General features: G+C 32.2%; 26 protein-coding genes. All 26 read right to left on the bottom strand.

The window, feature by feature from the left end; genetic code table 11:
• Positions 1 to 262 precede the first annotated feature (262 nt).
• Positions 263 to 1816, bottom strand: coding sequence for a hypothetical protein (locus tag NLM59_RS01910; protein ID WP_304416047.1), 1554 nt, complete (start codon positions 1814 to 1816; stop codon positions 263 to 265).
• A 141-nt stretch (positions 1817 to 1957) separates the two neighbouring features.
• Positions 1958 to 2386 carry a hypothetical protein gene (locus tag NLM59_RS01905; protein ID WP_304416046.1) on the bottom strand — a complete coding sequence of 143 codons (429 nt, stop codon included), beginning with the start codon at positions 2384 to 2386 and terminating at the stop codon, positions 1958 to 1960.
• 50 nt (positions 2387 to 2436) lie between these two features.
• Entirely contained in the window at positions 2437 to 2973 is a 537-nt protein-coding gene (locus tag NLM59_RS01900) for a hypothetical protein (RefSeq protein WP_304416045.1), read from the bottom strand.
• Between the two features lie 127 nt (positions 2974 to 3100).
• On the bottom strand, positions 3101 to 4222 hold the full coding sequence (chrA, locus tag NLM59_RS01895; protein WP_304416044.1) for a chromate efflux transporter: 1122 nt from the start codon (positions 4220 to 4222) through the stop codon (positions 3101 to 3103).
• 199 nt (positions 4223 to 4421) lie between these two features.
• Positions 4422 to 4670, bottom strand: coding sequence for a hypothetical protein (locus NLM59_RS01890; protein WP_304416043.1), 249 nt, complete (start codon positions 4668 to 4670; stop codon positions 4422 to 4424).
• Between the two features lie 164 nt (positions 4671 to 4834).
• Complete coding sequence (locus tag NLM59_RS01885; protein ID WP_304416042.1) at positions 4835 to 5095, bottom strand: hypothetical protein; 261 nt, start codon at positions 5093 to 5095, stop codon at positions 4835 to 4837.
• 40 nt (positions 5096 to 5135) lie between these two features.
• Entirely contained in the window at positions 5136 to 5441 is a 306-nt protein-coding gene (locus NLM59_RS11850; protein ID WP_369426754.1) for a DUF2752 domain-containing protein, read from the bottom strand.
• Between the two features lie 163 nt (positions 5442 to 5604).
• Positions 5605 to 6249: a hypothetical protein gene (locus tag NLM59_RS01880; protein WP_304416041.1), complete on the bottom strand. Its 645-nt coding sequence runs from the start codon at positions 6247 to 6249 to the stop codon at positions 5605 to 5607.
• Positions 6250 to 6393: 144 nt separating this feature from the next.
• Complete coding sequence (locus NLM59_RS01875; RefSeq protein WP_304416040.1) at positions 6394 to 7830, bottom strand: sodium:solute symporter family protein; 1437 nt, start codon at positions 7828 to 7830, stop codon at positions 6394 to 6396.
• Between the two features lie 180 nt (positions 7831 to 8010).
• The gene (locus NLM59_RS01870) at positions 8011 to 8676 is read right to left on the bottom strand and encodes a hypothetical protein (RefSeq protein ID WP_304416039.1); all 666 of its coding nucleotides are present in this window, start codon (positions 8674 to 8676) and stop codon (positions 8011 to 8013) included.
• A gap of 135 nt (positions 8677 to 8811) precedes the next feature.
• Positions 8812 to 9546 carry a hypothetical protein gene (locus NLM59_RS01865; protein WP_304416038.1) on the bottom strand — a complete coding sequence of 245 codons (735 nt, stop codon included), beginning with the start codon at positions 9544 to 9546 and terminating at the stop codon, positions 8812 to 8814.
• Between the two features lie 176 nt (positions 9547 to 9722).
• The gene (locus NLM59_RS01860) at positions 9723 to 10205 is read right to left on the bottom strand and encodes a hypothetical protein (protein ID WP_304416037.1); all 483 of its coding nucleotides are present in this window, start codon (positions 10203 to 10205) and stop codon (positions 9723 to 9725) included.
• A 33-nt stretch (positions 10206 to 10238) separates the two neighbouring features.
• Entirely contained in the window at positions 10239 to 10715 is a 477-nt protein-coding gene (locus NLM59_RS01855; RefSeq protein WP_304416036.1) for a hypothetical protein, read from the bottom strand.
• A gap of 6 nt (positions 10716 to 10721) precedes the next feature.
• On the bottom strand, positions 10722 to 11099 hold the full coding sequence (locus tag NLM59_RS01850) for a nuclear transport factor 2-like protein (protein WP_304416035.1): 378 nt from the start codon (positions 11097 to 11099) through the stop codon (positions 10722 to 10724).
• Between the two features lie 91 nt (positions 11100 to 11190).
• A complete protein-coding gene (locus tag NLM59_RS01845) occupies positions 11191 to 11733 on the bottom strand; it encodes an RDD family protein (protein WP_304416034.1) in 543 nt (180 codons plus the stop codon).
• 145 nt (positions 11734 to 11878) lie between these two features.
• Entirely contained in the window at positions 11879 to 12478 is a 600-nt protein-coding gene (locus NLM59_RS01840) for a hypothetical protein (protein ID WP_304416033.1), read from the bottom strand.
• A 1122-nt stretch (positions 12479 to 13600) separates the two neighbouring features.
• The gene (locus NLM59_RS01835) at positions 13601 to 14263 is read right to left on the bottom strand and encodes a hypothetical protein (RefSeq protein ID WP_304416032.1); all 663 of its coding nucleotides are present in this window, start codon (positions 14261 to 14263) and stop codon (positions 13601 to 13603) included.
• 597 nt (positions 14264 to 14860) lie between these two features.
• Complete coding sequence (locus NLM59_RS01830; RefSeq protein WP_304416031.1) at positions 14861 to 15403, bottom strand: hypothetical protein; 543 nt, start codon at positions 15401 to 15403, stop codon at positions 14861 to 14863.
• A gap of 185 nt (positions 15404 to 15588) precedes the next feature.
• Positions 15589 to 15954, bottom strand: coding sequence for a hypothetical protein (locus NLM59_RS01825; protein WP_304416030.1), 366 nt, complete (start codon positions 15952 to 15954; stop codon positions 15589 to 15591).
• Positions 15955 to 16172: 218 nt separating this feature from the next.
• Positions 16173 to 16640 carry a hypothetical protein gene (locus NLM59_RS01820; protein WP_304416029.1) on the bottom strand — a complete coding sequence of 156 codons (468 nt, stop codon included), beginning with the start codon at positions 16638 to 16640 and terminating at the stop codon, positions 16173 to 16175.
• Positions 16630 to 17172 carry a hypothetical protein gene (locus tag NLM59_RS01815; protein WP_304416028.1) on the bottom strand — a complete coding sequence of 181 codons (543 nt, stop codon included), beginning with the start codon at positions 17170 to 17172 and terminating at the stop codon, positions 16630 to 16632. The genes NLM59_RS01820 and NLM59_RS01815 overlap by 11 nt, the downstream gene beginning before the upstream one ends.
• A gap of 165 nt (positions 17173 to 17337) precedes the next feature.
• Complete coding sequence (locus NLM59_RS01810; RefSeq protein WP_304416027.1) at positions 17338 to 17874, bottom strand: hypothetical protein; 537 nt, start codon at positions 17872 to 17874, stop codon at positions 17338 to 17340.
• Between the two features lie 240 nt (positions 17875 to 18114).
• Positions 18115 to 18630 carry a hypothetical protein gene (locus NLM59_RS01805; protein WP_304416026.1) on the bottom strand — a complete coding sequence of 172 codons (516 nt, stop codon included), beginning with the start codon at positions 18628 to 18630 and terminating at the stop codon, positions 18115 to 18117.
• A gap of 556 nt (positions 18631 to 19186) precedes the next feature.
• Entirely contained in the window at positions 19187 to 20431 is a 1245-nt protein-coding gene (ilvA, locus tag NLM59_RS01800) for a threonine ammonia-lyase IlvA (RefSeq protein WP_304416117.1), read from the bottom strand.
• The gene (ilvC, locus tag NLM59_RS01795; protein ID WP_304416025.1) at positions 20431 to 21474 is read right to left on the bottom strand and encodes a ketol-acid reductoisomerase; all 1044 of its coding nucleotides are present in this window, start codon (positions 21472 to 21474) and stop codon (positions 20431 to 20433) included. The genes ilvA and ilvC overlap by 1 nt, the downstream gene beginning before the upstream one ends.
• A gap of 59 nt (positions 21475 to 21533) precedes the next feature.
• The gene (gene ilvN, locus NLM59_RS01790) at positions 21534 to 22046 is read right to left on the bottom strand and encodes an acetolactate synthase small subunit (protein WP_304416024.1); all 513 of its coding nucleotides are present in this window, start codon (positions 22044 to 22046) and stop codon (positions 21534 to 21536) included.
• Between the last annotated feature and the right edge of the window lies 1 nt (position 22047).

Genomic DNA, 22047 nt, shown 5'->3' with positions numbered 1-22047 from the left:
TCAAAAAATTTAAGAGCTGGGATTCTTGTTTTTAAGTCTTAAATGTGAACATTGGATATGACTTGTGTCCTTAAAGTATCTTTTGGAATGGATTCAATTTAAAACAATATTATAGGCTAAAGTGATAAAACCAGATGTCAAATGAATTATTAATATTTAATAAAAATTTTGCATCCATATATTTTTAGATGAAACAATGTTGAGTGATTTGCTTTTGAAATCTGATTTTAATTAGATGGATTTTTCTACTATAAAACAATACCTAATTATTTTTATTAATGAAGTCCTTTCCAATTAATTGCTTTAGTTCGCTAAATACCTCTGCATCATTTAAATTCTGCCAATAGTTTTCAAAACTAGGATTGAATCTATCGAAATAACCGTTTTTCTCCTTATATATTAGCAAGCGATGCTTATCGCAAATACCTAATACTGTAGATTTCATCATACGTGCATAGGATAAAGCTTGGTTATATGACTTAGTTTTTTCAATATTAGAAGTAAAATCCAATTTTGCTTCGATTATCATTGGTGCATTTTGGAAGAGATGTTCGCCTTTTGCTAAGAAAACAAAATCAGGAATAATTTTAACGTTTCTACCAGCTTTTTGTGAAAGTTGGCGTGACCAATCTGCACTAGTATAGCCTAGCTTTTCTAACAAGGGAATTAAAAGCTTTTCTTCAACATCCTTTTCTAAATAAATATTGTTATGTTTCTCAAAATCAGGTGAGTATAGTTGAGGTAATATATTTGTATCAAAACCTTTACTTTTGATGATTCTGAGAAGTTGCTGATAATCAGTTGTAGATAGTTTTACACCATTAACGCCTTGGAAATTTCTTTTTACAATTGAGACGTTAGAAAAATAAGAGTCTTCTTTCAGTTCTCTATTCTTGATATGTGGTATTGTAATACCTTTAGTAATTCTAATACGACTTTGGTAAAAATTAAAAGGAGTGATACTTCCATCCGTATCTGCTCTCCATATAGATTGAATAGCGCTATAAGGTGAAGTTACGTAAACAACAATTATATCTCCGCGTTTTGTGTTTTCATTTCCTGCCCATATTAAACTTTTACCCTCAGTTGGGTTTTTCAGAAAATCAGAATAATCGTATTTGCTTCCTCCAGTCAACCAGACATTCATCGGCTCCGGAAGTTCATTTGAACTTTCCACTTCATTTAAAAGCATAAAAGAAAAATCATATAAGCACGCGCATGTTTCTGCAGGTGAAAGATTGTATTGATTGGCAAATTTTTCTATCTTTTCATTAAGATCATTGTAATAGAGGATTCTTTCTTTTTTATCTACTTTAGAAGGAAGTTCAGGAAAAGGAATCCCTAACACATCGAAAATTTTAATTAAGATATCGAACTGTGCCTTAAATAAAATTGGATAAAATGGTACAGCACCGTAAAAATATAGAATGAGAGAAATGTGTGGTACAATTGCATTTAAGGATCTATAATCTTGTTTATTAATGAATATTTTATCATCCTTATTTAATGAATTTCCGTCTGGGCTTAGTTTAAAATCTGCAATCTCTAGATTTTCAATTAATCTTTTAAAATACTCAGATTTGGTTTCTTTTTCTTTTAAGAAAATTTCTTGATATTCAATATTTAGAATAACTAGTTCACAAATATCAATAAAAATATCTTGGTGCTCTTCATAGCCTATATATTCTTGAAAGTGATGAAAGATGCTTTCCGTTTTATCTTCTAGCCTTTCAATTTCTGGATCAAAGCTGAATAGATTGATGTAGGTTTTTCCTCTTTCTGAGGTTTTATAAAGATCCCATATTTGCTGATTCATTTTATTAATGTTTATTTATTAAAGATTAGGTTGACTTTGTCTGATAAATTTAAAACATTTAAAGTCAAAACCTTAAATAATAAACTAAAAAGAACAATTTGGTAATAACTTAATCTGTTAAGGGCAAATATGAATTAAACATTATCTCTCAATAACTATTATATCAACTCCATTATACCTTTCAATTCGATCTAGCTTATAGGCTGGATCGGATTCGTAATAGGGTTTCCATTTTTCTAAAATTAAATCATTTTCATTGCTCCAAGCTTTGATTTTATACCCCATTGGAATTAGTCCATTTTTAAGATCCTTAAGGCTATCATTGTTTTCGATTACGGACCAAAATACACGTGAATAACCCAAACCACCATTATCAAATTGATATGCGTAATATTTGAATTTTCTATTTGGAGAAATAGAATCCTCAAGTAAAATAATATGAGGATCTTGTAAGTTATGTTCTACCTTGAAAGCTTCTTCAAGTTCATTAAGTTTTGAATTTATATATGCTCCTAAGCCTAATAAACACAAGAGAGAAATCGATAGAATAATAACTAGTGATTTTTTCATTTTAGCTTTAGTAAACAACAATATAGTTTAGCGAAAGATTTCTGATTTAGTTACCAATCATCTTCTTCAAGCTCCAAGGTGAAATCAGCTATGTTTTGGAAAGTATAGTTTATAATTTTTGATGGAAGTTTTAAAAATCCTGGTTTGAACTCAGTATTCCTTTTTCTTAAAGCATATAACTCAAGAGCTGTTACTTCGCCTTCCTTGGATAATGCATCTTCATACTTTTGAGTTAACATTATGTTTTTAATTGTTACTCGGTATCGTCCCTCTCTCAACTCAATTAATGTAAATGCATTCACATAATTTCGTGCAATATAGATGGGTGTAGAAAACTCTGTTTCTCCAAAACCTATAAAATCTAGTGATAATTGTTGGATTTCAGCAGTTAGACTCTCTCCATTATCACTGATATTTTTGAATATTCCTGTACGCTGTATTTTGTTAATTAATTCCTCCTTTGATTGATCTGTGTTGAATACTTTTTGCCAGACGACTTGTCCGTTTTCGATATTAAAATTATCAGTTTGAGCATATGCATTCAATATGCAAAATGAGGATAAAATGAAAGCTAATAAGATTTTCATGGCTATATTTATTTGGATTAGATTAGAATTGTGAGAACTTAGTTTTTCTATCTTCAATTAAAGAATTTAAATTAAAATCTTTTTTCTCGATTAAAACTCTAATTTAACCAAAATTATCTTTCTAGACTTAAACAAAGCTCAATATAAGACCAATAACTGCGCCTCCAAGTACGATAAAGGCACTATTTAGTTTTTTGAATACGAAAACCAACACCAAACTTATGACGGCAATGACTATGCTTCGCCAATCGGTAATCGCTTCTTGAGCCATTTCTATACAAACTGCTAGAATTAATGCTACAGCGGCGATGTTGATAGCGTCTAAAATAGCTGAAATCATCTTCGAATTTCGGAGTTTTGGAATCCATGGATTTAATATCCAAACTAGAATAAACGAGGGTAGAAAAATCCCTAAAGTTGCCGCCACCGCACCAGATAGACCGTTCATTTGCCAACCGATAAATGTGGCAGTAGATAAAACTGGACCTGGGGTAATTTGACCAACAGCAACAGCATCAATCAAAGCTTGTCTTGTCAACCATCCGTTAGCAACTAATTCGGTGTCGAGAAAAGCAAATAATACATAACCACTTCCGTATAGAATAGCGCCGATTTTCAAGAAAATAAGAAATATTTTAATTGCTCCAAGCCTTACAGGTTCAGCTAGTTGTATTAGAAGGATGGGAAATAAACTGTTTAAATTTCTAGTACTCTTCTTTATAAAATAAATTCCTAATCCAAGTAATCCACAACCAAATAGGGCTATGATTTCATTGACACCTAATAAACACGCGATTAGAGTGAGTACTCCTAAAATCGCAAGTTCTGTAGTTTTAATTGCTTTTTTGCCGAGTCTAATTACAGCCATCAATATAATGGCAATAACGGCTGGCTTGATTCCATAAATGTAAGGTTCAACCTCGGGGAGTTGACCATAGGATTGATAAAGCCAAGCAAAAATGGCAGTGATAACAACTGCAGGAAATATAAAACAAAAACCAGCTACTAAAAGTCCTTTCCAGCCAGCGCGTTCATAACCACAGTGCATGGTCATTTCGGTGGAATTTGGTCCAGGAATCAGATTCGTCGCTCCCACAAGGTCAAGAAAGTGCTCCTGTGTCATCCATTTTCTTTTGTTAACCACTTCATCTTCCATCATGGCGATATGTGCCGCTGGACCACCAAAGGCTATGCTTCCAAGTTTGAAGAACACTTTGGCAAGTTCTTTTAATTCTTTGGTTTGGGACATTTGTACGTGCTTGTTAAGGCTAAAATATTAGGAAGGCTTTTAAATTCCTGTTCTAAAATTTAGCAGCGAATGTTGTGTTTTAAGGATTAAAATAACGAATAAAAATTGAATAATTATGAACTTTCAATTTATATAGAGGATGGTAGTAGGAGAGAGTGAGTAGATTAATTATTAAGAATAAAATAAGTTAAGGTTAATTTTATTTCAGATATAAATCTCTAAAATATTTAACTCGTCTGCCTGGAATAATTATTTTCCATATGTCCTTATAAGGAATGATGTTTTTATCAGCCAATCTTTTACCGTCCGTATATGTTCTGTACAAAAGTGCGTAAGCTAAGAGGAGTGTAACAAATAATGATCCGCCAAGCAATTCAGAAGCTTTTAACGCAAATAGAACTGCTAATGGTGCTAAAATCAAAATATAATATGTCAACAAACTTTTCATTCGGTTGAAATTTGATTCAAAAAATCTAAAAATTAAAGTTTGAAATGCTTCTAATTTGTAAGTAGCAGCAAAATCTTATTTACGTGAAAATATTTAAAATTTTTCATGAGTAGAAAAGATTTTACTACCACTTTTTTAACGTAAACTAATATAAAGTCAAATTTTTATAAAATTCCGCCTCCAAGTAATAGACGTATTAATCCAAAGAACATAGCAACTACGCAAAGAACTAAACCTATTGTCGCATTCTTGTTAGGTGTACCATCTGGGTTTACTTCTTTTTTATTCATAGCAACAACACAAAAGATTGCTCCAATTGCTGAAAATGGGATATTGATCCAGTTAAGTGATCCAAAGCACGGTATAAACCCTATGACCATACCAATGATTGCTAAAATTCCGAAAATTAAACTTGCTGTTTGCATTGTAATTAAATTTAGATGAAAATTATGATTGTTTTATTTATTAGTGAGTTCGCGAAATTTGATAGTTTTTGCCTTTTTGAAAAGTTTTGTAAATAAAATAAATAGAAAATATTATAATATTAATACTGAATAAAATAAATAGAAAAAGACTTCCCCGGTTTAAACTGATGGCTGAGCTCAAGTTCCCTTTACTAATTTCTATAAATGCTCTAGACATTCCGCAGAAAAAACATTCTAAGTTGAATTGTGTTTTATAGGTGCAGGTTGGAGAAATTTGTAGAATGATTTTACTATCTACTAAAAAAGGAAGAATTAAAATAACAGCCGAGACAGTAGTAATTATCATCCATACTACTAATAATGCTGTTTTTTGCTCTTTTAAATTTCTTTGCATCAATCTCTAAAAAAATATTGCCTTTAATCTCAGAAGAGATTTTTGCCTATAAACGAACCGAAATTAATGAAAAATATTAAATATAAAAATATTAATCTGTCTAAAAATAAGCATTTTATAAATGATCATTCACTTTTTCCATCTCGCCATAAATAATTGCTCCATTTGATAAAACAGTAAACCAAACATAATTTCCATTATCTAGAATATCGATAATTTTAATGTCTATTGTATTTCCAATTAAGTGTTTCTCTTTAGGATCTGATACCTCTAATGTTGTCAATAAATAATTGCAAGGACTTACCCAATCAATTTGATAAATGTGCTTAATAATGCTGGATTTTTCGATTTGTTTATTTTTCGTTCTTATAACCTCAATATCTAGAAAGTTAGGTTGTGTATAATGAAAATTTCCTACTTCAAAATTTTCAATACAATTGGTGTCAAGTTCGTTCAAACTTTGATATTTTGAATTGACAATATCTAATGTTAGCTCAATGCATTCTTCTAAAGAATTCAAATGGGGAATAAAATCTTTAATAATTATTTGATCAATTAAATACTGAACAAATTCTTCATTATTATATGAAGACTTTTCCTTGTTTTGAGTTACAGTTGTTTTGCCTTCAACATCACTAGGACAAATATCAAAGAACAAATATTTAACGCCTTCCACCTCATCGGAGAAAATGGTTTGCTGCCCTTGCGTAAAGCTTAAAGTAAAAAGTAACGTTAAATGAAGAAGTATAATTTTATGCATAAAAAATATTCTAACCTTTATAAAACAGCCAACTAAACTCCCTTCTGGTTTTGCCTAGATAGCTTTTCTGATTTTAAACTTTAAATATAGGAAAGTTTGAAATAGATATTTTATAATTTTTGATTATCAATGTAAATACTTCATTCACACATCCGCTGAAAGCTTTTGATCTTTGTTTTGAAAGTAAATGATGGATAAAAAGATGATTAAGGAAGCAGTTAGACCAAATAAATTTGCATCAAGTCCTAAGGGTAGAGATATCCCTGAAACAATTAAACCAGCCGTGGTACTTCCACCAACAACCATAGAAGCGGTGGCAGCTGTTGCGTTGGTTTGACCAAAGAATAAACCGGCAACCACGGGTACTAATAATCCAGAAACCATAAAAGCGTAAGAGTAGAGCATTAAACTTAATACTTCTGTCATTTGCCAGGCGATGATAATAGCAATAATACCAATTCCCAAGGTTAGCAACTGACTGATTCTCATCTCAAGTTTGAGAGATTTACCTTTAAAAAAGTTACCTAATAAATCAGTTGTTAAGTTTCCAGAAGCTGCCATTAAACATGAATCTGCTGTAGATAGAACGGCAGAGAAATAAGCAGACATCATTAAGCCTAAAATCCCAACGGGCAGTATTTGGCTCAATAATACCGGTAAGCCCATTTCTGGGTCCATTTCTCCTGTAAAACCAGATAGCGCTCCTTGTTCAACCGCAACTCTAGATAGTAATCCTAGTGAAACACCCAAAATAGCCATAATAGGCCACTCGAATATTCCTGCAATAAACCAAGCTTTTTTAGCCGATTTCACATCCCTTGCTGCAAATATTCTTTGGTATAATGTCATTCCCACAAACCAAATCGGAATAATTGTAATAGCCCAATTCACAAAATCTTGCCAACTAAGATTAGTAAAACTAAAAAACTCTGGGGGTAGAGTAGTGTGGATGCCTTCCCAACCACCAACATAATTATAGGACATCGGAATCCCTATGAAGATTAATCCTGCGAGTAAAATAATCCACTGAATCGTATCGGTATAAATTACGGCTTTTAAACCTCCCATTACGGTATAAATTACAGCCACAGCGCCCATCACCAATAAGGCATAGGATAAATTTAGAGATGGAAAGGTCCCGGAAGCTAACTTAGCTCCTGCTAAAAGTTGGGATGAAGCAAAGCCTAGATATCCAATAAAGCAAATGATGGCAGCCACTTTAGCAGTGGAGGAGTTGTATAGATGATTAATAATTTGAGGAAAAGTAAAGAATTTCGCAAAGGCACTATCGCCCTTTACTCTCGGAATCAACACCACAGCAGCCAACCATGCACCTAACAAGCCCGTAAATAACATCCAAGAACCAGAGAGTCCCATAACAAAACCAAGACCTCCTAGTCCTATAGAAAAACCACCGCCCACATCTGTAGCTACCACAGAAAGTCCTATATACCATGGTCCGATACTTCTTCCGCCTACATAATAATCCTCGTGGTTAGCATTTCGCTTCATAAAATAAAAGCCTACGCCCAGCATGGTTAACATATAAACCACAAAAATGCATATATCTATCCAACTCATATCTCTAATTTGATTTTAGAAATCTGTTAAAGATTTCAATTCATTTAAAGATAAAAATTATCGGAAGCTTTCAAAATTTAAGAAATTCTATTGCTTGATGATAGTTCGGATATGGTTTGAATAATTAATTGAAAAGATAGAGATGTCCACTCTAATCCATATTAATAGCGTACTTAGAATTTAAAGTTTAATGCTTTTTAAAACCTTTTTAGATTTTAATTTTCTATTCCAATAAATAATATAAACTGTTCCTAAAACAGTAGGAAGAATCCAAACAGCAGTAGTCCCAATATGTAGTCCAGCAACTAAAAAGGCCGTAAACGAAGCAATTAAAGCTCCTATCATTCGTCCTACATGACTAATTAACCAAGCGTTTTTCTTTTGTCTGAAGTTTTTGAAAGTTTGAAAATCTTTAAACGTCATGAAACTTCCAAAAGCTCCAAAAAATAAATACAGAATTGAATTGTCAACTTTTTGAATCATTCCCACAACCCCAAGGATAATCATTAGGATAGAAGCAATAAACATAGTTCCCGAAATGCTTTTATCTAATAGATCAGCTTTAGTTTTAGCTTTATTTTTAAAGGTTAAAGCTCTATTTCCTGCTAAAACCATATAAATGGTAAATATTCCAATCAGAAACAGAAAGAGATTTTCGTGATTTGGCATTCTAGCGACAATAAGAGATATCAATGAGCTAATGACCATAGCATAGGTGAAAAGTTTACCTAACTTTTTATGAGAAGAATTCCCTTTTTTAACGACAATACTACCAAGTCCGGAGATAAGTCCAATTCCACCAAAAAAAGCGTGAATATAGACCAGGGTTTTAATCGTTTCTTCCATTTGATAAAAGTTGAGTGTTGAGTCAAATGTCTGATTAAAAATCGGTTTTATTGTTATTTGCTTTTAGAAATTTCAATATAATCGAAGAAATAATTTAAAAGAGTGAATTCAATTTTGGAATAAAATATTGAGAATTTAATTTTTTAAACGATAATTTTGATAGCTGTTGACAGGTTCTGTAAAAAAGTATGCAGGATCAAGTTGAGGTAGGTTTTCTAAAGCAGTTTTTATCTTTTCTTGTTCTTTAATGTTCTCTGGGGAATAAAACTTAATAATTTCAATTTCACCATTTTTATATAAAATATATTGAAATGAAATTTTAGAATTAGAGATTTCTTCACCGAGCTTGTTTTTGATAAAGTGAGTAATCGTTTCTGATCTATTTACTCTTTTATTGTACTCTGAGGGCTCAATAGCGTTAAAAATTGTATCGCGTTTTAAAAGAGGTAATACCTTTGTTTTGTATTCTTCGGTTTTACTGTAAATAGTTAGAGCTTTAGATTTAGCGATAGATAAGTAGTCTTTACCATATTTGTTTTCAACATATCTTTTTAACTCCTTTTCATAGCAAGTCGTATAATCGCTTATAACACAACCACCCTGCTTATATTTTATTTTGTAATCGCTTAGCAAAATACTATCGTAAAGTGATTTATATTGATATTGTTTTTTTAATGAACTTAAATTCAATCCATAAATAGTGAATGTATAATTTTCGTTTTCAAAGGAAGTTTTAGCATCTAATTTTGCTCTATCACAAGATGTTTGGATGCTAGATTGAGGTTGAATTTCATGGGGTTTTACTTCAGTCTTACATCCAACAAGTATCAAAACTAAGAGAAATATCAATTTTTGAATATGGTTGAGCATGTGTTTTTGTTTTAGACTGGTAGCTATAACTCTTTTGATAAATAGTTAATCTATAAATTGCCAATTTACTACCTAGAATTCTGACTTAAAAGTACTGAATTATATTAAAACTCAATCAATTGAGTGAGGGAAAATATATCGATAAGTAAGCATTTTCCTTTTAAATCAAAAAAAGCTTAAATATCATCAATACAGCGCACTAAATTTGGATTAGAACGACCATAACTCACTATCTTAACATTTAAAGGCAGGTTTTTATACTTTCTAATTACTTTTTGCAGAGATTCTAAAATCCATTGCTCTTCGTTGCCGAATGCACCGCCACCCACTAAGGTCAGATAAACTTTATTAGATTTATTTTTTTCCATATTTAAAATAGCTGCCAAAATTGTGGATTCATAGGTTGCCTCTAAAATTATCCTCGAAAAAGCTTCCCAATGAGAAGTTTCTATGTTGTGATTATAAGCTACAGGCAGCGCTGAACAATATATCTGAGAAACTTGGTGTTGCGCGTCGGGTAGGGTAACATCTGTATTCCATTGTATACCCGTTTTTAGCTTATCCTTCAAGTCTTCTCTTTCAAGTTGTGACAAGCTAGCTAGCTTTTCATTGATGGATTTTAGGCCCTTTGGATCTATTAAAGTATAGCCATTTTTCATTGTCCATAGCTCTGAATTATGATTTCCCAAAGATTAACCTATTAAGTCTAAGCAATCTATTTGATTATCTTCGGTCTGTCCAATTTGTCCATTGACTTCAACAAAATAATTTCTATAAATGGTTCCCGCTCCACATGAAATCGCACATGCTGGGCCTTGCGTTCGGTCATATTCATACCTTGCAATTCCCTCTTCTGGTGTCACTGATGGACTTATCATTTCAAGGAGATTGAACTGAGAAGCCGCCTGAAATAATGCATTTGCGTTTTCGGGTTGTCGATGCAACTCTTGAACATTGGCAACGATTTCAGAAACTTTAATTTGGTCATCAAAAGCATCGATCTTATGAGTTAAAGCTTTGAGTTCAGCTAGGCTGGGAATCTCTAATTGGCCAAAAACAAAACGACGCTCATTCACCAGAGAAATCATTTCGTTTCCATTAAGCTCTATCTTATTTCTTACATTTTCGGGCGATTCTTCTTTGAATCCAGTTAGCTGTTCAAACCACATATATTTTTATTTAGGAATGATGTTTAACATTTTAATTTCCTTTGGATCAGGTATCATGCAAGTATCTGCCCTTAGAATCTTTCCGTCCTTGGTTTCAATTAGAAAAGTAACTTTATTAGCACGCCCATTCTGAATCTGATTAAGTACCAAGCAATATTTATTTTCATGTTCACCCAACTCAGCTACCAAACGAGTACCGGAATTTGAAATAGCTCGTAATTTTTTATCTAAATAAGTTAGATAATCCTCTTTGTTTTTAATTTCATCTAACACCCATTGAGAAGCGTAATGAAAATCTGGATCTAATATATCACGAATGAATGATGAGTCAAGGTTATTCCAGGTTTTTGCAAATGCTGTTACCAATTCTTTATTAGATTTCATGAGCCAAGGGTTTAAAGTTTTTAGAAGATTAAAGATACAGCGGGATTGCTAGTAATTTATTGTTGGTAGTAAAAATATATTTGAAAATTGACTATTTATCTAGTTTTGCCGGAAGATGCTGATGTAGCATTTGTTTTATTTCTTTTCTTTTGTTTCGTGCGATGATATAGATGTTGTAGTCAAGATATTTTTTATCAAGGTATTCCCAAAAATGGTGTAGACCTATATGACTTATGACATGGAATAAAATAAATAGAAAACTTAAAATATTTCTTTGTAAAGATTTGACGAAGGATAAATTTTCAGCCTTTTCATTCACAACGGCAATATTAAATAGAAGTTTTCCTATGGATGATCCTAGCATTGATTCCATAATTGCGTTGTATAAAATAAAACAAACCGGGAAAGTGTAAATAATTGAATTAGAGTTGATTATTTCGTTTAAAACCATGAAGTGCATAGAAAAAGCGACCAGTGCTAGATCTATGATTTTCGCTAAGATTCTAAATAAATGATTCTCAATTTCATAATTATATTTTACTTCAAATTCTTGTACACCCATTTTGCGATTACCAAACTTATCCGTATAAGGCCGTCTAACGGTTTTAGTTTCTGTTAAATCTGATATAGTCATAGAATTTTGGAATGAAGTTTAATTAAATCATCATTGAGCTCTTCATTATGTCTTTGTTACCTGACTTTAGCATATTATATAATGAATAGAAACTAAAACTTTATAAGTCATGTGATTTGTGAGAAGTAATTTTTCTATCTAGTATTTATTTAAACTCTTTAAAGGCTTCTAAAATATCAGATTTTCTATATTCACCAACCTTAATAAAATAATTAGCATTGGGTTTAATTATCACAAAACCACCATTCAAACCATTATATTCGAAAAACAATTTTCTTAAAACATCATCTTTATCTTGAATCCATTGAATTTTATCATCATGATAATAGTTTAAGTTTCTGACTCTAGGGTTGATGATCCAAAAATGGTTTAACTTTCCTAGTTTCGCTAAATCTTTTTTGATGTTTCCATAAAATATATCCCAAGGAACTTGATAAGAATCTATATGTTTTTTGGGGTCATTGTCTATGAAATTGATAATTATATGCTCACCAAAGTCTATCTTATTATCATAAATATGGTTCAAGTGATTTTTAAGAGTTTCATAATCATCTACGTTTAAGGTACTTATAAAATGGCTCTTAATCTTAGATTTTGAACCATCCGAGTTTTCTATTGTATAGCTAGGTGCTTCTTGGTTAATCCAGCTATTAGGTGAGTTACTTTCTATACTTTTTACATTATTGGAGGAGGAACATCCAGATAATATAATTATCAATAAAATTTGTAGTAAACTTTTCATCATGTTTAAAAGTTTTTACTGTCTACATTGCTTAGAACGAGAGCTGTGTGATAAAGTAACTAAATTAATAAAAATAATCTAACAGATAGGAGCTAAGTTAAATAGAGGAGCGAATTTCTTCAGGTTGAATGCAATCAGAATTCGTGAAAAGATCATCAATAACAATAAACTGTAAACGACATTAGTTGCTAACTTTATCTTTAGCAAGACTCTTTTTCCAACGATGTTTATACTTCATGTATTTTAGAAATAATATAATCGTAATTAATGGATGAATTATGACAAATAATATAACATTTAATTGTTGGTAGGTGATTCCTAAAAAGTCACTCATAACTTGCATTATTTTTACGCATATCCAAAATATTGTGTCCATATAAATTTATTCTTTTATTATTCAGTTTCATTCAATTACACTCAATCAAATGAATTTCTTATGGGTGGTCGAGATGTAAATGTTTAATTCAGGTTTTGGTTCTTTTAATTAAATACAATGGATTGGGTATGGTTTGTTGCTGGGATAAGCAGTTAACTTTGCAACTATTCACCAAACAGAAAAACCAATAGGATTTTCAGAATAATGCGAGAGCAAACCTTTGCTTATATCCAAGTAATGGCTAATGCATTATTCTCCATTTAATATATTTTGTTTTTTACAATATTTCTCAATTTCAGTAGCATTTTCTAAATAATCTCCTTAGAACTCATCTAGTATCTTTTCTTTTCTTTGGATTTGTAATATTGCTCATGAGCAGTCATTAATATGTCTGTATATTCAATGAATTGTTCAATTTCTTTATGGTATTTTACAAAGTTTATCGATTGTTTTTAAATCTAAATTCCGATAATTTGCTGGAAATAAAATTTTGTTTTGACAAGGATTTGAATTCGATTTAATAATTCCAATTCCAAATGATTGATTAAGTCGCTTCAATTCGTCCGATAAATTGTCGCTAAATTCAAACGCAACTAAATAGCCGTTATTTACCTAACTTGAATTTGAAAATGCTTGGAAATATGCATTTTTTCAATTTAGAGTCAGAATTGGTTTCGTTTTTAATATCGTAATAAGTTTTTTTTAAACCATAAATTTTAAAATATTCCATATTCTTACAATAGTGTTTTTTAGAAAATTTGAACTTTCTTGTCAATATAAACGAATTTGTTATTATAAATCAATTTGCGGTATTTACCTTTTTTTTCGGAAAGTATAAACCATTCGCCTGCATTAATGTAACCAGCAATATTTTGAAGTTTTTTATCACTATAATAAGGCACATCAGAAATTGTCCAATAATATTTTTTTACCATAAAAACAGCATATTGGTCATAATAATGATTTTGATATGGAACTGCTGTAACCTGCAACTTGTCCGGGCCTTGAATCGTTGTATTTGTGACAACCCCATTAGTCTTTGATGTAATTCTGTAAGTGTCTCCAGGAACTGTCCAAGCTAATTTTCTTCTTCCAGATACGGTGCCAACATACTCTCTGTCAGCTAACATTACGGTGGCTCCCATTTGTTTTGCCGCCAATTCAGCCCAAGATAAATGGACGTTTCTTTCTCTAAAAGCGGATGTTGCCTTAACTACATATCCTTGTTTTAATAAATACTTGACACTACTTTCTTTGTATTTATACAATTTCACGTTTTTGCTTTTTTTGTAAACTTGTGGATCAATAGTTTTCATTCCAAAATAGTAGGGATTCATGTTTTTGTTCATAAATGCTCCACATCCAGAAAGTGTAAATAATCCGATTCCTATTAGTAAAAATTTTATTTTCATTCGATTAAATTTTAATTAGAGTTTGTTTCAAATTATTGGTTACGCATATGTATGTTTATTAGAGACGTTTAGTGCTAAATTTAACAAATAAATCACAGATAGAAAATCTGCTTATATTACTCATTAGAATTCGTGAAAAGATCATCAATAACAATACACTGAAGACGACATTAGCTGTTAACTTTATCTCTAGCAAGACTCTTTTTCCAGCGATGTTTATACTTCATGTATTTTAGAAATAATATAATCGTGATTAATGGATGAATTATGACAAATAATATAACATTTAATTGTTGGTAGGTGATTCCTAAAAAGTCACTCATTACTTGCATTATTTTTACGCATATCCAAAATATTGTGTCCATATAATTTTATTCTTTTATTATTCAGTTTCATTCAATTACACTCAATCAAATGAAATTCTTATGGGTGGTCGAGATGTAAATGTTTAATTCAGGTTTTGGTTCTTTTAATACAATGGTTTGGGTACTCAAAGTTTGGGATTTTGAAATCTCTTTCTAGTCCTCCTACCGTGATTTTGTTTAGTTCTAATTTCCTCATTTTTAAGCAGCAAATCCGCATTTGCTATATCCGATATTAGTTACTGGCTTTTTTTATTTCTTCAATTATTCTATTCATATTCTGTTTGTTACGTCCCATTGATACTACAGAACTTCTCTTGTCTGGGTCACAAATACTATTAACCAAGATTTTATCCTTATCGAACAAGATTGTTATTTGTTCGCCCCAACTTCCTGAAAAGAAACTTGGGTGGGTCTTAGCGATAATGATCTTTTTGTCTACTACATATGGAGTCCATTCAAGTTCGTTAGCGACTTTCTCAATTATTGGGTCGATTTCTTCACGAGTCAATTTAGTAACAATTGATTTGAATTTTAATCGATTCCTTTGAAGTCGATAAAACAAAAGTCCAAGTATTGATGTAACAATTATAAACCATATTTCTGCATCTCGAAAAGGTCTCGGTATCCCTTGAAAATAGTCTCGTACATGAAAGAAGATGAACAAAGCTGGAATGAAGAATAGAAAACAGACTATTCCATAATGGGTGAATTTGTCCCAATTTTCAAGTTTCATTTCACCTGTTTCAATCGAATATTTTATCTGTTCGTCCGTCATTTTAGCTTGTCGCTAACGTTATGTGTATGAATTATTATATGTTTCGGCTCGAACCATTAAAAGTACAAAACTCCTCTAGGAAATCAAATAGGTTTTTCCAGATAAGCAAAGCCAAGAAAGTTTTGTCAAAATTTTATGAAGAAAATGTTTAGTTTATAGTAGAGTTCTTTGTTGTGCATTGGTTTTTAATCTTTTTCAAAAACTTGGTCAATCAGTATCGTGTCCTTTTCGATATTTATTTTCGTTATCCTTTCTAAAGGATATCCATTTGTATAATAACCAAAAACTTGCGTTTTATTGATTCCGTTTACTAAAAATGATATTTGGTAAGCTCCGTCAGTTTTTGCGATAGTCGTCATATCAGATTTATATACGGCTTTTTCTCCTTTTTTTAGTGAAATGTATTTTCCTACATCACTAATGTTTGGTTCTATTTTCAGAGAATCTATATTAAATTCCGTGTTGTTCATAATTTCAAAGACCGCAACAACTTTATCGCTACAAGAAGTTAAAATCAAGGTAAAAATTAAAATTCCGATGAATTTTTTCATTATTCTCTATTGTGAATTTTTGATTTCGTGTTTTTGTATCCAGGCTTCGTGTATGGGAAGAGGCGTGTTTAAGCACCTAATTTAGTAAATAAAAACCGAATAGACACGAGCACGAAGTGCGAACTGTGCGCAGCAAAAATCTGCGTCCCGAAAGCTTTCGGGATTCGCAAGTAGGCGAGAACCAGCCATTATTTATACAAGGTGTTGTAATCAGTTTTTTAATCAACTATTTCTTGTTTTTTAACGTCAGAAACTTTTCTGTTTTCAAAGGTTAATATCAAACTATTAAATTGCCAACCAAATCCAGCTCCAGATGTTCCCAAGTCATAAGTCCAAATATCAGTTGAATCAGCGCTTTCCGAATTTCCAATCAGTTCAATAACTTCACTTTTAGATTTTCCTTTTAAAATTCCACTATTTACTAAATCGTCTCGCATTTCAAATCTTGTGTTTTTGTCAGCAAACCACCTATCTTTTTCAAAATCATATTGAGGTTCGTAAAATAAATAACTAAAGAAAGCCATTACAAGTCCGATGTATAATATCGGTGCAATAATTATTGTTCCGAAAATTGAAGTCCAATTTCTGGTTTTCTTATTTTTTATAAATCGCTTTAATATCAAACGTAAAATAAAAAATGTAGGAGTTGCTATTATAATGACTATGATTGGTACTTCAGGACTCATTTAGTTTCTCAAATTGGTTACGTTCCGGCGCTTGGCGAGGTTGCGAATTAAAGTAATACAAATACGAAAAAATTATCGTTCCGATACCAAAAAATAATCCAATGTAAATTAGAAAACTTTGTTTATTCTCAAATTCATTTTTTGGTAATATTATTTTTCCGTTTTTTTCAATTTGGACCAGATCAAGATTTACATTTTCTCTTTTGTTACTTTTTGCTTTGTAATAAACTTTAATTTCATCTTCTGGTTTGATATTATTAATTAATTCGGAGTAATTTTTTGACTTTCTATATACACCAAGTTTTTTTTCAATATTATCTAATTGTATGAAAAATACTTTTGATCTTTCACCTTTAGTTCCGATTCTTTGAGTTATTCCAACTTCATCAACAATTCCAATTTCGGAATCTATTTGGTTTAAATTTATATGTGAATTTTCATAACCAATATAAGCCAAAAAGAAATAAATACTTGATGATGAAAGAACAAGTAATGTTTTTAAAATATGTTTATTCTTTTCGGACAGTTTCATTCGTTATTGTTTTTTCTGAAGCATACAGCTTACGATATATTTTATATTTGGTTGCAGATTGTGTGGCGCTTCCCTACTAAACCGTTATGTAATTTGAGTAGCTTAGACCCCTTGATATTTAGCGCTATTTCTATCACTATTAATACAAAGTGTTAGAAAACGTTATTATTTACAATTATCTTTGTATAAATCCATATATCCAAAAATAATATTTATTGCATCTTCTTTCATATCTTTATTGAGCAAATTATTTACTCGAACGTTATTTGTTAATTTATAAACTTCACACCAATCAGAATCCATTGCTTTTTGGTCTTCTATAAGAACGCAAATTATGTTTATTGTATAACTATTCTTATAATTTTTTGATTTTGCTTTTTGTGCATATTTTATGGCATCATCGACATCAAAGTAATTGTCCATTGCTTTTAAATATGCATAACAAATTAGGATTTCAGCACTAGCTTCATTTATATCTTTTAGATTGTTTTTTACTTTTAAATATTCATAAAATTGGGTTGAATTGTTTTTTCCATCAATATCCCAGCCTAGCGCATTTATTAAAGCTATTTTCATTTCAATTGGGTTTTTGGTATCAGTTAAGTAATTCATCAGTTCAATTGTTAAACTGCCTCCAGTTTTAGAAGCTAACTGGATAATCTCTGAATCTTTATAAGCTTCGCTAATATTAGTTGAAGTCAAAGGTGAATCTGCAAATAAATTTTGACTAAATAGCAGTCCTGTGATTAGGACAATGAAAAAAAAATGCTTTCATAGTTTGTTCTTTTTTTTAATGTTGGGTAACGTTTCGTGTATGAGCAGTGGCGTGGTTCGTCACGGACAATTGCAAACACTCACGTAACATTGGAAAATCCGCAGGATTTTCCAAGTAGGCGAGAACAAGCCATTGCTTATACACATTGTTAGCCACCGTTTTTTCGTTCAGCTTACCCAACTTCCGAGGCTTTCTTTTTCAATCCATTTTCCGTTGACAAGTTCGTAAATTCTTTCTTCTCCGCCACCACATAATCCTCCGCAAACAGTTCCGATTTGCACATATGCTAAATCGAATGTTTCATTAAATATTGGTTTGCTTATTGAGCAATATCCATTGTCACAATTCGTGTCAAGCCAATCCCAAAATCGAAATCCACCATTTTCCGACTTTTGTTCAAATTCCTCAAATTGTTTTTGGGTTAAAATATTTTTGTTAGGAACTAAATCCGCTGTGATTTTAAAATTCTTGTATAGTCTTGATTGAAATTTTAAATGGATGGTATCTTTTATATTCAAATTATCCTTGACATAGTCATTAAAATCCGAAACCATTGGATGCGAAACTGCTCTTGGTTTTTCTGTAATACAACTTGACATTAAATATCCCTTGCTTTCTTCTTTTAAAATCTGCGTTATTAATTCCGTCGTTTTTTGAGCGTCCAATTTCTCTAATTTTTTCAAATCGAGCTTGTTGTCCGTTTTACAACTGAAATTCAAAATCAGAATTATGAATGATATGTAGAATGTTGTTTTTTTCAAATGGTGGCTAACATAGTTATAAACGAAGTTTTAATGGAATTATGGCTATTATATTCACCTTGTACGACAAAACCACTAGTTCTTCGCTTCACCAAATATAGAATTTTCAACTAAATTATCCTATCGACTTTTTAAGGTTTTGTTGCTAATACTTAATACTTTAGTAGAAACTTCGGTTGTTTTGCTACTGTAGTGCCCTAATGCGCTCTATATATATTGATTGCACCTTACTGCATTAAGTGCGTATCAAGACTATGTCTCAAAGTATCTGGAGAAACCTTACACTTTATACCAGCTTTTTACCCATATTTCTCTCAATTCTAAATACACTACTGGCATTGTATTGTTGACTATTTATTCCTTCAAATAAACAGATTGTCGGTTTGTAGGTTAAATTAAATGCTCTCAAATCATTAAGTAATTTCACCAACCAAAGAGAATATCTATCCTTGCTGTCTTTCCTTTTATGTTTTAATGATTAACCAATCAAATGCGTAAACAAATCCCTATTCCCATTCAAATACTGATAGGTAAATTTTTTGGCCTTTAAATTGGCTTCAATTCCAGATAAATCGGCTTTGTTTTGCAACTCAATTCCAACCACCACAGGACCGGTTTCTCGGTTGTTCTTTTTTGAATATTGGAAATAAGCGATGTCGTCGTTTGGACCTAAAATATCGTTGACGAATTCCTTTAATGCTCCCGGACGTTGGGGGAAATTCAAGAGGAAATAATGCTTCAATCCTTCATACAATAAAGAACGTTCCTTGATTTCTTCCGTACGGGTGATGTCGTTGTTGCTGCCACTTATCACACAAACTACGTTTTTTCCTTTGATTTGATCTTTGTAAAAGTCGAGTGCAGCAATGGTTAATGCTCCAGCAGGTTCTACGACAATGGCTTCTTCATTGTACAAACGTAAAATCGTGGTACAAATTTTACCTTCGGGAACAAGGATAATGTCCTCCAAGTTGTTTTTGCAGATTTCAAAAGTTTTTTCTCCCACACGCTTCACCGAAGCGCCATCAACAAATTTATCAATGTCTTCTAAAGTTGTGTTGACTCCTTTTTGAATCGAATTCTTCATGGATGGTGCACCTTCAGGTTCAACACCAATGATTTTCGTATGCGGACTCAGTTTTTTAAACACCGAACTTACGCCAGCGGCTAAACCACCGCCACCAATGGGAACAAATAAATAATCAATAGGAGAGGAGCTGTCTTCCAATAATTCCAAAGCGATAGTTCCTTGTCCAGCCATGACTTTTTCATCGTCGAAGGGATGAATGAAAATTGCTTTGGATGCTTTGCAAAATAGCATGGCTTCTTCATAAGCTTCATCAAAAGTGTCGCCTTTTAAAATCACTTCAACTTTGTCTTTTCCGAAGAGCTTGACTTGTTTTGTCTTTTGTGGAGGAGTGGTCACCGGCATGAAAATCGTTGCTTTGATGTTTAATTTATAACAGGCATACGCAACTCCTTGAGCATGATTTCCGGCACTTGCGCATACAACACCTTTGGTTTTTTCTTGGTCAGTTAGAGAAACAATTTTGTTGTATGCCCCTCTTAATTTATAGGAACGAACAGGTTGTAAATCTTCCCGTTTCAGGTGAACTTGAGCGAAGAATTCCTCGCTCAAGTTTTCATTTTTCATCAAAGGTGTATGCAGTGCAACGTTTTTTATACGTTCTCTGGCTTCGTAAACTTTACCTAATAATTCCATTATTTCGTGGGTCTTAATTTTCGTACTTCCAATCCAGTTTGCCATAATTCACTGTTGTGCATTTCGTTAAGTTCTTCTTCTAATTTCATTCGGTAGTCGGGTTTACTATTCGCTTCGATTACGATTTCCGCTTCTTTTCCTGAAACCACACTGTCGTATAGTTCATTCAAAACAGGTTCTGTTGCGTCTCGGAATTTTCCTTTCCAATCCAATGCTCCACGTTGTGCAGTGGTTGAACAATTGGCAAACATCCAATCCATTCCGTTTTCCGCGATCAGTGGCATTAAACTTTGTGTGAATTCTTCCACAGTTTCGTTAAATGCTTCACTTGGCGAATGTCCACGTTGACGTAAAACATTGAATTGTGCTTCAAATATTCCTGCTACAGCGCCCATTAAAACACCACGTTCTCCTGTTAAATCACTGTACACTTCTTTTTGGAACGTTGTTTCGAATAAATATCCCGAACCAATGGCGATACCCAAAGCCAAAGCGCGTTCTTTTGCTTTTCCTGTTGCGTCTTGAAAAACGGCATAACTAGAGTTCAAACCTTGACCACTCAAGAATAAACTTCTGAGCGAAGTTCCCGAGCCTTTCGGTGCAACTAAAACAATATCGATATCCGTAGGAGGAACAATTCCTGTTTTTTCGTGGAAGGTTACTCCAAATCCATGAGAGAAATAAAGCGTTTTCCCTTTGGTTAAGTGTTTTTTCATTCCTTCCCAAGCTTGAATTTGACCCGCATCAGAAAGTAAATTCATCACTACAGTTGCTTTTTCACAAGCTTCCTCCACTTCGAAAAGTGTTTTTCCTTCCTCCCAACCATCTGCCAAAGCTTTTTTCCAACTTCCAGTTCCTTTGCGTTGACCCACAATGACATTCACACCATTGTCTCTTAAATTGAGCGCCTGTCCAGGTCCTTGAACTCCATAACCGATTACAGCTACGGTTTCATTTTTTAATACTTCTTGCGCTTTTCCCAACGGAAATTCATCGCGCTTTACTACGTTTTCTAATACGCCTCCAAAATTTATTGTTGCCATTTTTTATTGTTTAATTTATTTTTGTTAATTCGTTAATTCTTTTTTTTGTTAATTCGTAATTAAATCTCCTCCAAGTACGTACTCAACTCCTTCATCGGTTTCGTTACTGCCACCCTTCCAGATCTTGCGAATTCGAGCACTCCATACGGTCTGAGCTTTTCGAAAAGCAATTGCGTTTCTTCAACATGTCCTGTTTTTTCGATGACCATAAATTGAGGATCAACTGTTAACACTCGCGCATGATGTTCACGAATCACTTTTTCGACATCGCCATTCGTTAATGTTTCTGTCCTAATCTTATACAAAGCAATTTCTTGATGAACGATGTCATTTTCTTCATGAACAAAAGCCTTGATTACATCGATTACTTTTTCCAGCTGACCTACCACCTTATCTACCTGTTGGCGAGTTGTTCTTAAAACAATTGTGTAGCGAAATACGCCAGGAACTTCAGATTCAGAAGCCGTAATACTGTCAATGTTTAAATGTCTACGCGTGAAAACAATCGTCACACGATTCATCATTCCAATGCTATTTTCTGTAAAAACCGAAACAGTATATGTTTTTTCCATT

Source organism: Profundicola chukchiensis (genome assembly GCF_029664245.1).
Lineage (GTDB): Bacteria > Bacteroidota > Bacteroidia > Flavobacteriales > Weeksellaceae > Profundicola > Profundicola chukchiensis.
The sequence above is the reverse complement of the archived record's forward strand: the minus strand, read 5'-3'. Positions and strand labels throughout refer to the sequence as shown.

Excerpts from the sequence above, each read along its gene's own strand:
- NLM59_RS01850 (WP_304416035.1), bottom strand. The coding sequence starts at position 11,099 with ATGAAATCTAATAAAGAATTGGTAACAGCATTTGCAAAAACCTGGAAT.
- NLM59_RS01865 (WP_304416038.1), bottom strand. The coding sequence starts at position 9,546 with ATGCTCAACCATATTCAAAAATTGATATTTCTCTTAGTTTTGATACTT.
- NLM59_RS01845 (WP_304416034.1), bottom strand. The coding sequence starts at position 11,733 with ATGACTATATCAGATTTAACAGAAACTAAAACCGTTAGACGGCCTTAT.
- NLM59_RS01880 (WP_304416041.1), bottom strand. The coding sequence starts at position 6,249 with ATGCATAAAATTATACTTCTTCATTTAACGTTACTTTTTACTTTAAGC.
- ilvN (WP_304416024.1), bottom strand. The coding sequence starts at position 22,046 with ATGGAAAAAACATATACTGTTTCGGTTTTTACAGAAAATAGCATTGGA.
- NLM59_RS01910 (WP_304416047.1), bottom strand. The coding sequence starts at position 1,816 with ATGAATCAGCAAATATGGGATCTTTATAAAACCTCAGAAAGAGGAAAA.
- NLM59_RS01840 (WP_304416033.1), bottom strand. The coding sequence starts at position 12,478 with ATGATGAAAAGTTTACTACAAATTTTATTGATAATTATATTATCTGGA.
- NLM59_RS01900 (WP_304416045.1), bottom strand. The coding sequence starts at position 2,973 with ATGAAAATCTTATTAGCTTTCATTTTATCCTCATTTTGCATATTGAAT.
- NLM59_RS01835 (WP_304416032.1), bottom strand. The coding sequence starts at position 14,263 with ATGAAAATAAAATTTTTACTAATAGGAATCGGATTATTTACACTTTCT.
- NLM59_RS01875 (WP_304416040.1), bottom strand. The coding sequence starts at position 7,830 with ATGAGTTGGATAGATATATGCATTTTTGTGGTTTATATGTTAACCATG.
- ilvC (WP_304416025.1), bottom strand. The coding sequence starts at position 21,474 with ATGGCAACAATAAATTTTGGAGGCGTATTAGAAAACGTAGTAAAGCGC.
- NLM59_RS01890 (WP_304416043.1), bottom strand. The coding sequence starts at position 4,670 with ATGAAAAGTTTGTTGACATATTATATTTTGATTTTAGCACCATTAGCA.
- NLM59_RS01885 (WP_304416042.1), bottom strand. The coding sequence starts at position 5,095 with ATGCAAACAGCAAGTTTAATTTTCGGAATTTTAGCAATCATTGGTATG.
- NLM59_RS01820 (WP_304416029.1), bottom strand. The coding sequence starts at position 16,640 with ATGAGTCCTGAAGTACCAATCATAGTCATTATAATAGCAACTCCTACA.
- NLM59_RS01860 (WP_304416037.1), bottom strand. The coding sequence starts at position 10,205 with ATGAAAAATGGCTATACTTTAATAGATCCAAAGGGCCTAAAATCCATC.
- NLM59_RS01825 (WP_304416030.1), bottom strand. The coding sequence starts at position 15,954 with ATGAAAAAATTCATCGGAATTTTAATTTTTACCTTGATTTTAACTTCT.
- NLM59_RS11850 (WP_369426754.1), bottom strand. The coding sequence starts at position 5,441 with ATGATAATTACTACTGTCTCGGCTGTTATTTTAATTCTTCCTTTTTTA.
- chrA (WP_304416044.1), bottom strand. The coding sequence starts at position 4,222 with ATGTCCCAAACCAAAGAATTAAAAGAACTTGCCAAAGTGTTCTTCAAA.
- ilvA (WP_304416117.1), bottom strand. The coding sequence starts at position 20,431 with ATGGAATTATTAGGTAAAGTTTACGAAGCCAGAGAACGTATAAAAAAC.
- NLM59_RS01870 (WP_304416039.1), bottom strand. The coding sequence starts at position 8,676 with ATGGAAGAAACGATTAAAACCCTGGTCTATATTCACGCTTTTTTTGGT.
- NLM59_RS01815 (WP_304416028.1), bottom strand. The coding sequence starts at position 17,172 with ATGAAACTGTCCGAAAAGAATAAACATATTTTAAAAACATTACTTGTT.
- NLM59_RS01830 (WP_304416031.1), bottom strand. The coding sequence starts at position 15,403 with ATGACGGACGAACAGATAAAATATTCGATTGAAACAGGTGAAATGAAA.
- NLM59_RS01855 (WP_304416036.1), bottom strand. The coding sequence starts at position 10,715 with ATGTGGTTTGAACAGCTAACTGGATTCAAAGAAGAATCGCCCGAAAAT.
- NLM59_RS01905 (WP_304416046.1), bottom strand. The coding sequence starts at position 2,386 with ATGAAAAAATCACTAGTTATTATTCTATCGATTTCTCTCTTGTGTTTA.